The organism is Sphingobacterium siyangense, assembly GCF_007830445.1.
GTDB lineage: Bacteria > Bacteroidota > Bacteroidia > Sphingobacteriales > Sphingobacteriaceae > Sphingobacterium > Sphingobacterium siyangense.
On record NZ_VLKR01000004.1, the window covers coordinates 74,264 to 87,069 of the forward strand.

Consider the following 12,806-nt stretch of genomic DNA (forward strand, 5'->3'; position numbering starts at 1 on the left):
CTGAATTTCAATTACGTTCCATATTTTTTAACTTCACGATATAGATGACATGCAAAACAATAAAACCAAGAAACCATCATGATCAATCAAATAAAAAAATTTAAAGGCAATGCACTTGCGTTGGAATTAATAGGATCATTTACAGAAATTGATGCGTTTTTGATAGAACAACTTTTCGAAGAAAAATTGAATGAAGGTTATGCGCATGTCAACATATTGATTAAGGTTAAAGACATGTCTATGATGAAAGACATGAAATTAAAAGCATTTTTTGAAGGGGAATTATGGGGAATTAAACATTTCGGAAAAATCGGACGCTGTGCGGTTGTATCCCATTCTGATTTCATGAAGTCAATAGTCAATATTGAAAACAAGATGCTCCATTTATTTAACTCGGCTTTAGAAGAGCGATATTTTGATGAAAATCAGTTAGAGGAAGCATTAGAATTCATCGAGAACAGCAATAAAAAAATTTGATCTGCTAATTATGCATAAATCAAATGGCTTATCCTGAAAAAATTAATATAATTTAATGATAAAAAATAGTTTTTTATTCTTTTACTTTTCGCATATTAGTCCCTGTTAAATTAACCAATTTTGAACGAGTAACAAATTATCACCATGGAAAGACCTTATGATGGTATTGCAAATATTGACCAAACGTCAAATGGATACCAAATTACCATCCCAGCAAAAAAACATATGCCTGTCATAGCATTCCTTAGTTTGTGGCTGATCGCTTGGTTTATTGGATTAAATTTTGTTGGAGGCTCGTTCGTAATGGACTTTTTTAATAACGGAAATAGCGGATTAGAATTTGATCGGTTGTTTCAAGTAATCTGGTTGATTGGCTGGACTCTGGGGGGCTTATTTGTGATTAAAACATTATCGTGGTACTTAATTGGAAAAGAAATCATCGTGATAGATCGTGAGCAGATCAGCATCGCCAGAAAAAATGATATATTCTTCAGAAATAAGATATTTGATCTACGGGAAGCAAAGAATTTTCATATCGAAGAGGAGCCCTTTGAATTCGTTTTTTGGGGCCGCAGGAATGATTTGTCGTTGTTTAAAAATAGAGGGACCATTCGATTTGAATATGGTTTTAAAACAATAAAATTTGCGAATGATATGGATCAAGCTGAAGCGAATTACATCTTAGAAACATTAAGATCATCGGGATATCTGAACTCAGCCAATTTTGATTAATTTGATTAAAGAAATAGTCAGACAGACGACAATGATGCAGTTTTATTGCTTAACTTTCGGAGTAGCATGCTGTTTTTCAATCATTTTTCTGAACAGGACAAATTCTAAGACAGTGCTGGCTAGATAAACAACAGAAAACAGGAGCAGCATTTTTAACGGGTCAAGAACCATATTATATTTATAAACTCCAACCAAAATATAAATAATCAGTAAGACCAGACAAACAGCAGGTATTCCCGAAAATGTCAGAAACGATAATACTTTATTTCGGCGAATTTTTTCGATGTGATTTAGAAAAAATAATAAAGAACATAAAATCACTACGAAAAGATAAATTGTTGAAAAACCTAAATTGACAACAATGTCCAGTATAACTATAATCGTCTCCAGAAATCCTGTAGCAACCGTATTCGTCTCTGCAATAACAAGTCGGTATAGGATAAATAGCGCGATACTTATCAGTACATTAACCAACCAAAATCTGAATATAATTTTTCCCATATTACCCGTATTTTTATAATTACTGTTGTCTATTCATCAATAACACTTTCAAGTACGCTTACAAAGATATCAAGTTATTTTCCGGGAGTGATGTACGAATATAAATTCTGTCTCCGCGAATAATAATTGTTCCGCTGTCCAATAAGCCTAACGGAGGATGAAACGATGCCAAATCCCGCTCGCCCAGAATTAATCAAAAATTAACCAACTGCTAAAATTAATCGCTTGAAACTAGCCCGTTTTTGGAGGGTGTACGGATCAAGCACAGATCAAGCACGGATATAACACTGATCAGGCACAAGGGACTAGTGCTTTGAAAATGCTTTAAACGTACTTAGGAGGCACCTCCATGTTGGATAAAACGGCTATTTTTTTCCCTTCGGTAAGCATCTATAATATTTAACTTAAAAGAAATATAATTTTAATATACCACTTATATTCGAGGTCAATAGAAGGAATTACACAAGTCTTCTACGGCAAATCGTATTTGCAACCAAAATTGGTATATTGCACTACAATATAGTGTAAATTTTAAATTATCCGGATCTATTGACTGAATACCCTAAAGCAATTAAATTCAAATATTCATGGCGCAAGTACCAACTTCGGGTACTTGAAGAATTACAAGAGCATCTTAAAGATGGTCATTTACATGTGGTGGCACCACCTGGTTCAGGTAAGACAGTTTTGGGGCTTGAAGTCGCTATACGCATCAATAAACCAACACTAATTCTCGCACCGACACGTGCAATCCGTAACCAATGGATACAACGGTTCTGTGAACTTTTTCTTCAAACGGACACCGTGCCGGACTGGATCTCCAGGGATATCCGGAATCCGAAATTTTTCACCGTAGTAACCTATCAGGGGCTGCATGCTGCCTGCAATGATCAGGATGCACCGGAGCTCGGGTCAAACCTTGAGCTTATCCTAAAGGGATTGAAATCGCAAAAAATCGGTACGATTGTCGTCGACGAAGCACACCATCTTAAAAATGAATGGTGGCATACATTAACCCATATAAAGAAAAAGCTGAAGCCGACGGTTGTTGGTCTAACAGCAACTCCACCTTACGATGTCACTCCAACAGAATGGCAGCGCTACATGGACCTCAATGGCCCCATAGATGCAGAAATTTCCGTCCCCGAACTTGTCATTGAGGGTGATCTATGTCCACATCAGGATTATATCTATTTCACCAATCCTAGCCAAAAGGAAAGACAGTTTATTGCCGATTATAGGGATGGCATGCTTAAACTGTTTAAGGAGGTAAGCAGCGACAAAATCGTACTTCAGGCGGTCCAAAATCATCCGATATGGTTAAACCCGATGGATGATCTCGACTGGGTCTATAATAACCTGAAATATTACTCAGCATGCTTAATTTTTCTCCATGCCAACCAAATTCCAATTCCCGAGCTCCATATGGAGATCATCGGTGGCAAAGATTTTAAAATACCTCGCCTGGATTATGAATGGCTCGAAATTCTACTTGAATTTTATCTGTACCAGGAAAAGGTACATTTCAATGCGTTTGAAGAACACCGCAACATGCTAGAAAATAGATTACAAAGGCATGGTGCCACGGAAAGAAAACGGGTTAACTTTTCCCAAAATAGCCGTGTCCGACAATATTTGACATCCAGTATCAGTAAAATGGACGCTATTACAGCGATTGTGGATTTTGAATATGAAAGATTGGGTAGAAACCTACGGCTGGTAGTCCTTTCGGATTTTATCCGAAAAGAATTCTATGTAAGCACCGACCATAATACGCTTGAATTGAACAAAATAGGTGTTATCCCTATTTTCGAAAAATTGAGACGGGAAAATAAGAATAATAAGAAAATCGCTGTACTTACAGGATCCATGATCATTATTCCGGCTAGCACTTACGCTGCATTTCAAACCACTGCTGCTAAGTATGATATTTATGACAACGCTGCGAGCCCTGTTCCTTTTGATACAAATTACCTTTTAATAAACCAGACAGAGGGACTTAAACACGATATCGTTCACATCGTCACACAGCTATTCCAGACTGGAGAAATTGAAGTCCTACTGGGGACCAAGTCATTGTTAGGTGAAGGCTGGGACGCTCCGGCAATCAATGCCCTGATTTTAGCGAGCTTTGTCGGCTCATTTGTACTTTCCAATCAGATGCGGGGTCGGGCTATCAGAGCGCAACAGGGCAATAAGGACAAAACGGCAAATATCTGGCATTTGGTATGTGCCGACTCCACTTCCGCAACGGGCGGTGATGACCTTAAATTATTAAAGCGACGGTTCAAAAGTTTTGTCGGCGTCTCGCTGCGACAAGAACCTGAAATTGAAAATGGTATAGGCCGTTTTGATCTACCCGAAAACATAAACAACGTTGGGGAAATTTCACGGAAAAATGCGGAAATGTTGTTATTTGCTGCCGACCGAGAGAACCTCAGACAGCGGTGGAATGATGCGCTTAGCAAAGGAGTGAATCTCGTCGAGGAGATCAAGATACCTTTTGCGGAAGAACAAGATTATCAACGTGTAAAATCGTTGTATCTCAACAAAACAATTAGAAACTTACTCGCGACAGTGGGCGCTGCCTGGCTTAGTTTTGGACTTGACAATGTACAGGGATTTTTTAGAGCATTAAAAAATATGCAAAGCCTAAAAGATTTTTATATTTACATGGCCAGCTTGAGTGCAGTCGGAATGCTACTTTTCGGTAGAAATACAGTCAGGTCACTCAGACTATATTTGAAATATCGAGATATTTCCAAAGATCTCAACCAAGTGAGTTATGCACTCTTAAATGGCTTGCTAAAAGCTCATATCATACGGACTGATCGAAACGAAGTAAGAATAGAAACGCAAGTTGATCGCTCGGGTTCCGTTTACTGCCATTTAGAAGGAGGCACAACATACGACAAATCAATATTCATCAATGCACTACAGGAGATTATTGCGCCGATCTATAATCCGCGTTATGTGATTGTCAGGAAAAACAAATTTGCTTTTTTTGTCAAGCAGGAAGATTATCATGCTGTTCCGGAACTGTTGGCACGCAAAAAAGAGTTCGCCGAATATTTTAGCAATCAGTGGGAAGCACACGTTGGGAATTGTGATTTAATCTTTACCCGAACAATTACTGGCAGAAAATTGATCTTAAAAGCACGGGCGAAATCATTAGCGGCACAACTGGATGAAAACGTACTGCAGGTAAGTAAGTGGCGGTAAAGAAATAAGTTAAAAAAAAATCAACAACAGGCAGGAAATTTTGAATCGTAATATGCGAATTTTTATAAAAACGTTATGCTAAATAATACCTTTGATCTGCAAATAGAAGGTACACCTTCTGAATTTGGGGATCAGTCAATTCTCGAGAATTTTAGATTCCCAAATGGAAAAGCTTTTCCTAAATCATACAAATCCTTTGTAAAAAACTATGGATACGGGTTAGCATTAGGTGAATTTCATATTTATATTCCGATGGGCAACTATGGAGATTCATTAACTGTTAGATCCGATGAAATTAGAAGTACCTATATTGATGATGTTAAAAATGATGATATTTGGTTTGAAATAGGTCCTGACTGCTCGCTGCCAATCGTAAAGCGATTGTTTCCCTTCGCTTCCAGCGACAATGGCTACTATCTCTTTTGGGACTATGAAATTGATGTAGCAGGCGAACTGGATATTTATATAACAGATTTTAAGGGTACAGGATTTAGAAAAGCTGGCAAATCAATCGATGAACTCATTAGTAATTTGACTGGCGGTTCTATTAAAGAATTTCTCCCATTCTGCAGCCATCCACTACCGCGGACTTTCAAATGTTTAAAGAAAGTTGAATGAGCGCTATCTAACTAATCGAGCAACGCCACAATTGCAGGATCCTCGGGATCTATTTTTGGAGGAAAATGCTTCATAAGCCTGCCATTTTCATCGATTAGATATTTCTGAAAATTCCACAAGACAGCAGAACTTTCTACGCCGTTCAAGCTTTTGTTGGTCAACCACTGATAAATAGGCGCCTGCCGTTTTCCTTTAACATCAATTTTTGCTGCCATCGGAAAAGTTACGCCGTAATTCCGTTGACAAAAAGCAGCTATTTCGGCATCCTTACCAGGTTCTTGGTCTAAAAAATCATTTGAAGGAAAACCTATAATAACCAACTTATCACTGAATCTTTTATATAAGCGTTCAAGCCCCTCGTACTGAGGTGTAAACCCGCATTTAGAAGCGGTGTTTACAATGAGTATCTTTTTACCTTTAAATTGCGCGAAATCGATGGACGAGCCGTCCAACCCCTTAACTTTAAATCCATATAGCGTAGCTGATTTCAAAGCCATATCTACTTTAACGTTACCATTGGTGAATAAATAATAGGCCACACCTGCGGCGACTACCGCAACAATGAATAAAATTATAAAGAGCATTTTTTTTATTTTTTTTTGAAACATGACAATCGATATATGCACGAAACCATCCCAGAATCGTCTTTACTTAGGTCGATGAACACCCTTGGACTTGCGACCAAGGACGATACATAACAACCTTGCCGATCAACGTTGTACAAGGCAAAACGTATTCTGCAAAGTCTTATAAACGATGAGTTCAGCGTTTACAATGGATTAAAGTTACTAAAGAAAGTCTGAATTGGAAATGAAAAATGCTTTTCTGATCGGATAATAAACAGTATAAAAAACCGAATCTTCATGACAAAGATTCGGCTACACTATTAAACTATATAAACCAATTGTGTACGTTAAAGTTGACTTATTGAGGGGATGTTGGTCTATTTGGGCTTAGCCCTATCTGTCCCTTTAGCATCTTTCCACCATCCATTGTGATCCGGAGATAATAATCTGAAGAGCAAACAGTCCCATCTTCATCCATAGATTTAATCCCCAGCCCAACAGGAACATCATGTTGAGTTGCAGCTGTCTTCGCTATCTGATTGGATTCGTTGTACTCATCAAACATGGACACATAAATGCTCTTGACACCAAGCGCGGTCAAATTATAGAGTTGTCGCCACATAAAATCACCATGTTTTCGTTGCCCCTCCTGCAGTGACCCCGGCAATACACAGGGCTGATAGTCTATGTTATTTAAATTGCAAAACTGTAGATCAGCATTTTGGATATGCTGCGCATAATGGTCCACGTCTGCAATGGTTCCGATGCGGCCTACCATCCAAGGTGACAACATATCAAATGATTTGTAGACATCGATATAGCCTTGTCTCGAATCTCCTCCTGTTTGTGCCAACCTCCAGTGTGTTGGCGTACCGCCCATGACATAGCAGCCTTGATCGCGAAACCACTGAATAACCTCCAGACAAACGGCTGCTGACCAGGGATGGTTGTTGTCATTAAAACCGAATCCCCAAATACCGACCACAGGCTTGCCGTTCTGTTTGGCATAGGCAGTAGACTGGGTATATTGTTTCATCAGATTTAGCCAATCATTTTTTATCTCAGCCTGCATATTAACCCAGGCAGACACATCATACATGATATAGAATTTGATACCATGTTGCTCGGCGGCAGTTTTAACTTTAGCCGTAATCGCATTACGAATAGGACCTTCTATCCCTGTGGGATTAAATCGCTGCAATGCCGCCGTGTGGATACCGTAATCCTTCATCCATTTAAATTGGACATTGACTGTCTGATCGTCAAATGAAGAAAACAGAGATGCAGGCGAACCATTGCCCAATGCCGGTAAATTGGTATTGTATTTTTTTTTGTATTCGCTGTTGTCAGGCCAAGAAGGAATATGGAAATTACCCTGGCTCGGCGTCTGTTGCCAAGCCTCAGTCCAGTGCCACCAATGTGTTCCCATGGGTGAATTGTCACCCGCACAGGAAAACCAGCCCTGGTATCCCACGGTAATCTGCCCAACGACATCGCCTGTCGCGGAAAGCCCATTGTTGCCATTCGCTTTTTTGGCCTCCTCTTTCGGGATAGATTCTTCAATCTTCTTTTCGCTCTTTGAACAGGACATCATCAAAGCGATCAACAAGAAGATTATACATACTTTTTTCTGCTGTTTAATACTCATAATTAAGTGATTTTTTTATAAATGGTTGAAGACTGGTTTATACATATTGGTTTATTTCAATGCTAGTTCCCATACTGCCTCGCTGTTCCGGAAGGCTAAATTTTTACTGGGGTTATTCTTGAAATCAAAGTTATTATGTACCATTAATGAACTATTAACAAGAAATTAATAGCTTCCATAAATCTGTATAAAATGAAAAATTATTTATAAATACGTTTAATGTGCGTACAGTAATTTTGCTGTGTATTGAAAACAAATGCTGCACCAGTTTATTTATAAAGAAGTAATTGATCTGAGCGATCCGATGAGGTTTTCTTTCGAAAAAAGAAAACAATACGTTCTAAATTCTGTATATTAAATGAACTCAATGGTCGATTTTTTTCTTGACTACAACTATTTCTTCTTTAGCGGAAGACCAAAGTTCCCTTGGGTAATCGTTATTTAATTCGAATAAATTAAACTAATATAAATCTCAATCCGATTTTCTATGAAAATTACGTTAACATTAACCCTTATCATGTTTGTACAAGTCCTATTTGGACAGAAGTCTTTAACGCCTCAATGGCAATCGGACACTACCCTAAGATCTCCAGAGTCCGTTTGGGTAGATGCAAAAAACAAAGTACTCTATGTTTCAAATACGATCGCCTTCGAACCTAATACTACGGCATTCATCAGTAAACTGGATATGGACGGAAAATTTATCAAAAGAGATTGGGTTACAGGACTCAATGCTGTTTTGGGTATAGGAATCCACAAAAACCGGCTCTACGCGGCTGAAGCATTCTCTAAATCCATTGCCGTCATCGATATAGATAAAGCAAGCATCGTCAAAAGAATTACCATCGATGGTGCTGAGCTGCTCAATGACATTACTGTTGACTCAAAGGGTATCGTTTATGTAAGTGATACGCGACTTGGAAAAATCTATCGCATTGAAAACGACTCTCCTATGCTGTATGCTGAAAACCTAAAAGGTGCAAATGGGTTGCTGGCTGTCGGCAAAGACTTGTATGTGCTATCGGATGGCGCGCTTGTTAAAATAGATCAGGATAAAAAAACTACCGTAATATCGAAAGGTATGGAAGGCGGATTGGACGGTGTCGTACAAATTAAACCCAACGAATTTGTAGTTTCTGGCTGGCAAGGACTGATCTACCATGTCAAACCTGACGGCTCCAATGCTATATTACTTGACACACGTGACAAAAAGATAAACGCTGCCGATATCGGATACGACAAATCTTCAGGTATGCTGTATGTGCCTACCGTTAGGAGTAACAGCGTTCAGGCTTACAAACTGGACTAGATGATTTAATGGATATACAGGCAGATGAAGCTTTCCACGTTTACCCCTTATACCAAGTCATTTAGAAAGGCTTTTTTGATTATTCCTTTTTTCGTTGTGATCGATGTATTTTGCGAGATTGTACAACCCCGTCTGATGTCTATCATTGTCGACGACGGAATCTTGCATAAAGATATCAACTACATTTTGAAAATTGGATTGGCCATGATCGGATTAGCGATCGTTGCTATCGTTGCCAATTTATGCAACATCTATTACTCTGCACACGCGTCGGTGGGTTTTGCGACGAATCTCCGGACGGCCTTGTTTCGAAAAATACAATCCTTTGCTTTTGCGGATACCGATTATTTCAGTTCGGCCTCGCTTACAACACGGCTCACCAACGATACCAATATGATGCAGCAAGTCATGATGATGTGCTTGCGTATGCTTCTAAGAGCACCCCTTATGATGGTTTTTGCTATCATCTTTGCAGTTTCTATTAATAAGGATCTGTCCATCGTGATGGCCATTGCATTGCCTATATTGGCCTTAAGTATTTTTATTTTATTACGCAAAGGACTCCCCTTTTTTATCAAGATGCAGCAGGCAGTTGACCGTGTCAATAGTGTTGTGCAGGAAAATCTACTCAATGTGCGGGTAGTAAAAGCTTTTGTACGACAGGATTTTGAGAAAAAGAAATTCGACAAAGTGAATTTCGATCTGATGGATGTTGCCACCAAAGCTTCGAGCATCGTTGTCCTTATCATGCCTGTCATGCAATTGGTGATGGGTTTGTCGCTTGTTGCCGTGACCTGGTTTGGCGGACAGAAAGTAATGACCGGAACGCTTGCGCTGGGTGGATTGATGTCATTTCTAAGTTATATCACGCAAATCCTTATTTCTTTGATGCTGCTTTCATTGACTTTCATGATGATTTCAAGGGCAATCGCTTCTGGCGATAGAATTGAAGAAGTTTTAGAGAAACAACCCTCCTTAACGGATACTGCGGAAGGCCTCCAAAATAGATATGCCATCACAGCGGGACGGATCGCATTTAAGCAAGTCACTTTCCGTTATAACTTACAAAGTGAAAAACCCAACCTTGACAATATTAGCTTCGAAGTAAAGCCTGCGACTACCCTAGCAATCATAGGTGGCACAGGTTCGGGAAAGAGCACTTTGGTACAATTAATTCCCCGACTATATGATGTGTCTGAAGGTGCCGTTTTAGTAGATGCCATCGATGTCAGAAATTACCAACTACAGGAACTGCGCAGCCAGATTGCGATTGTGTTGCAGCAGAACCAACTTTTTTCAGGAACGATTTTAGAAAATCTCAAATGGGGAAATGAGCAGGCAACAGAAGAGGATATTTACGCCGCTGCTAGGATTGCTTGTGCAGACGATTTTATACGCTCCTTTCCCAGCGGCTATCAGACACTACTGGGACAAGGAGGCGTCAATGTTTCAGGAGGACAAAAACAACGCATATGTATTGCCAGGGCTTTATTGAAGAAACCTAAAATCTTGATTATGGACGACAGTACAAGTGCTGTGGACATCGATACCGATCGAAAAATACGTGAAGGTTTAAAAAATTATCTGCAGAACACCACACTATTGATTATCGCGCAGCGTATTTCGAGCGTCATGCATGCCGACCAAATATTGGTCATGGAAGAAGGCCGCATTGTCGGTTCTGGATCACACGATGTACTTCTGCAAACAAATACCAGCTATCAGGAAATTTATCAGTCACAACACCTGCAAAAAGAAGAAGCCTAATGAGTACCTCAAACAAATCCATTCCCGTGAGTTTACCTGGCCCCGGTAGTTCAAGACGCATTAAAAATGAAAAGCCTCAACAGGGATTTAAAGCTTTATGGCGATTGATGCGCTACCTTTCTTCGCAACGGCTGATGCTCCTGCTGATTTTAATTTCACTTTTGCTGGGAACTGCAGGGACACTGGCAGGCAACTACCTTTTACGGCCTGCGATCAACAATTATGTCCTCAAAAAAGATATTGTTGGTCTAGGACATATTGCCCTGGTCATGATCGGAATTTATATCGCTACAGGAATTTTCAACATGTTGCAATACCGACTGACCATAAAAGTGGCACAGAAAACGATTTCTAACCTCCGAAATGATCTGTTCGACCGCATGCAGTACCTCCCTTTGCAATTTTACGATACCCATCAGCATGGTGATCTGATGAGTCGCTTCACCAATGACATGGATACAGTAAGCGATGCCCTAAATAATAGTATCACACAGCTTTTAATCAGCTCAATTACTTTGTTGGGGACACTCGCCCTCATGCTGTATATCAGCCCTATCCTATCGATTATTGCATTGATCATGATTCCGCTGATGTTATATCTGGCGAAACTGATCATCAACAAGAGCAAGAGTTTTTTTGCCGCCAACCAAGCTGCGCTCGGCAATGCCAATGGCTATGTAGAGGAAATGATCAGCGGACAAAAGGTAGTGAAGGTTTTTGGCCACGAAAACGCTGCCATCGAACAATTTGAGCAGCTTAATCAGGTACTGCGGGAAAAAGCAACAAAGGCCCAGTTTTATTCTGGAATGATGATGCCTTTGATGGCGAATATGAGCACCATTAATTACGCGCTGACTACCATCGCAGGTGGTATTCTAGTGATCACACGTGGATTTGATTTAGGGGGGTTAACTGCATTTTTACAGTATGCACGGCAATTTGGACGGCCTGTAAACGAGATTTCCAGCCAATACAACAGCTTACAGGCAGCTCTTGCGGGCGCAGAACGTATTTTTGCCGTTATTGACACTGCTCCTGAAAGTGAAACGATAGATCCATTGCCAATGCCGGCCCCGATTCAGGGCCAAGTGACACTATCGCATGTAAATTTTGGCTATGTACCCGAAAAACAGGTTTTATTTGATATTGACATCGACGTAAAACCTGGACAAAAGATCGCTTTCGTGGGTGAGACCGGCGCCGGCAAGTCGACAATTATCAATTTGCTACCTCGCTTCTACCCTTTGCTATCCGGGGATATTCTTTTAGACAAGACATCTATTTTTAAGTTGGATCGCAATGAACTGCGTAAAAAACTGTCTATCGTATTTCAGGACACCCATTTGTTTACCGATACGGTCATGGAAAACATCCGTTATGGCAGGCTCACCGCAACGGATGATGAAGTGATAGCGGCAGCAAAGCTTGCTGCCGCAGATAGCTTTATCATGCAACTGCCACAAGGGTATAAAACCGAATTGACCAATGACGGGGCCAATCTGAGTCAGGGACAGCGGCAGTTAATTAACATCGCCCGGGCAACTGTGGCCAATACGCCAATCTTAATATTGGATGAGGCGACCAGCTCAATCGATACACGCACTGAAATTGCTATTCAGGAAGGTATTGACCGGTTAATGCAAGACAAAACAAGCTTCGTCATTGCCCATAGACTCTCGACCATAAGGAATGCCGACGTAATCTGTCTGATCGAAAAAGGGAGAATCGCCGAGTTCGGTTCGCATGTAGAACTCTTAAAGCAAAAAGGTAAATATTATCGTTTGTATATGGGACAGTTTGACTGATCATTTCGAGGTTTTAATACGATACTCCTTTCATGACAGAAGCCTTGTTTTGAAAAATACTGCAGCTTACGAAATACAAGTTCATCGATTTTCTGAAAGATGGCTACAACATTCTGACATTTGGATACATCTGCGGGCAACTTTACACAGAACTTTGTCTC

10 protein-coding genes are annotated in these 12,806 nt (G+C 40.0%); 7 read left to right on the top strand and 3 right to left on the bottom strand.

Annotated features, from left to right (window positions below; genetic code table 11):
• The first annotated feature begins 78 nt into the window (after positions 1-78).
• Both IQ31_RS05585 and IQ31_RS05590 read left to right on the top strand, forming a co-directional pair.
• The gene (locus IQ31_RS05585) at positions 79-477 is read left to right on the top strand and encodes a SpoIIAA family protein (RefSeq protein ID WP_145327385.1); all 399 of its coding nucleotides are present in this window, start codon (positions 79-81) and stop codon (positions 475-477) included.
• Positions 478-621: 144 nt separating this feature from the next.
• Positions 622-1,209, top strand: coding sequence for a hypothetical protein (locus IQ31_RS05590; RefSeq protein WP_088161163.1), 588 nt, complete (start codon positions 622-624; stop codon positions 1,207-1,209).
• A 42-nt stretch (positions 1,210-1,251) separates the two neighbouring features.
• Here the strand turns inward: IQ31_RS05590 and IQ31_RS05595 are convergent, their stop codons facing one another.
• The gene (locus IQ31_RS05595; protein WP_088161162.1) at positions 1,252-1,710 is read right to left on the bottom strand and encodes a hypothetical protein; all 459 of its coding nucleotides are present in this window, start codon (positions 1,708-1,710) and stop codon (positions 1,252-1,254) included.
• Between the two features lie 549 nt (positions 1,711-2,259).
• Here IQ31_RS05595 and IQ31_RS05600 point away from each other — a divergent pair.
• Positions 2,260-4,932 (top strand): DEAD/DEAH box helicase family protein, encoded by a 2,673-nt coding sequence (locus IQ31_RS05600; RefSeq protein WP_145327386.1) that lies wholly within the window; start codon positions 2,260-2,262, stop codon positions 4,930-4,932.
• Between the two features lie 75 nt (positions 4,933-5,007).
• Positions 5,008-5,550, top strand: coding sequence for an SMI1/KNR4 family protein (locus IQ31_RS05605; RefSeq protein WP_145327387.1), 543 nt, complete (start codon positions 5,008-5,010; stop codon positions 5,548-5,550).
• Positions 5,551-5,561: 11 nt separating this feature from the next.
• Here the strand turns inward: IQ31_RS05605 and IQ31_RS05610 are convergent, their stop codons facing one another.
• Together IQ31_RS05610 and IQ31_RS05615 are read right to left on the bottom strand one after the other, a co-directional pair.
• A complete protein-coding gene (locus IQ31_RS05610) occupies positions 5,562-6,134 on the bottom strand; it encodes a glutathione peroxidase (RefSeq protein ID WP_145327388.1) in 573 nt (190 codons plus the stop codon).
• A 340-nt stretch (positions 6,135-6,474) separates the two neighbouring features.
• Positions 6,475-7,764, bottom strand: coding sequence for a glycoside hydrolase family 99 protein (locus tag IQ31_RS05615; RefSeq protein WP_145327389.1), 1,290 nt, complete (start codon positions 7,762-7,764; stop codon positions 6,475-6,477).
• 487 nt (positions 7,765-8,251) lie between these two features.
• Here IQ31_RS05615 and IQ31_RS05620 point away from each other — a divergent pair, with 487 nt between their 5' ends.
• The 3 genes from IQ31_RS05620 to IQ31_RS05630 are packed head-to-tail and all read left to right on the top strand — an operon-like array spanning position 8,252 to position 12,645.
• A complete protein-coding gene (locus IQ31_RS05620; protein WP_075992112.1) occupies positions 8,252-9,073 on the top strand; it encodes an SMP-30/gluconolactonase/LRE family protein in 822 nt (273 codons plus the stop codon).
• A gap of 24 nt (positions 9,074-9,097) precedes the next feature.
• Positions 9,098-10,840 (top strand): ABC transporter ATP-binding protein, encoded by a 1,743-nt coding sequence (locus IQ31_RS05625; RefSeq protein WP_145327390.1) that lies wholly within the window; start codon positions 9,098-9,100, stop codon positions 10,838-10,840.
• The gene (locus IQ31_RS05630; RefSeq protein WP_088161156.1) at positions 10,840-12,645 is read left to right on the top strand and encodes an ABC transporter ATP-binding protein; all 1,806 of its coding nucleotides are present in this window, start codon (positions 10,840-10,842) and stop codon (positions 12,643-12,645) included. The genes IQ31_RS05625 and IQ31_RS05630 overlap by 1 nt, the downstream gene beginning before the upstream one ends.
• Positions 12,646-12,806: the final 161 nt, after the last annotated feature.

Coding starts and splice junctions, on each gene's coding strand:
- IQ31_RS05585 (WP_145327385.1), top strand. CDS start 79: ATGATCAATCAAATAAAAAAATTTAAAGGCAATGCACTTGCGTTGGAA.
- IQ31_RS05590 (WP_088161163.1), top strand. CDS start 622: ATGGAAAGACCTTATGATGGTATTGCAAATATTGACCAAACGTCAAAT.
- IQ31_RS05595 (WP_088161162.1), bottom strand. CDS start 1,710: ATGGGAAAAATTATATTCAGATTTTGGTTGGTTAATGTACTGATAAGT.
- IQ31_RS05605 (WP_145327387.1), top strand. CDS start 5,008: ATGCTAAATAATACCTTTGATCTGCAAATAGAAGGTACACCTTCTGAA.
- IQ31_RS05610 (WP_145327388.1), bottom strand. CDS start 6,134: ATGCTCTTTATAATTTTATTCATTGTTGCGGTAGTCGCCGCAGGTGTG.
- IQ31_RS05615 (WP_145327389.1), bottom strand. CDS start 7,764: ATGAGTATTAAACAGCAGAAAAAAGTATGTATAATCTTCTTGTTGATC.
- IQ31_RS05620 (WP_075992112.1), top strand. CDS start 8,252: ATGAAAATTACGTTAACATTAACCCTTATCATGTTTGTACAAGTCCTA.
- IQ31_RS05625 (WP_145327390.1), top strand. CDS start 9,098: ATGAAGCTTTCCACGTTTACCCCTTATACCAAGTCATTTAGAAAGGCT.
- IQ31_RS05630 (WP_088161156.1), top strand. CDS start 10,840: ATGAGTACCTCAAACAAATCCATTCCCGTGAGTTTACCTGGCCCCGGT.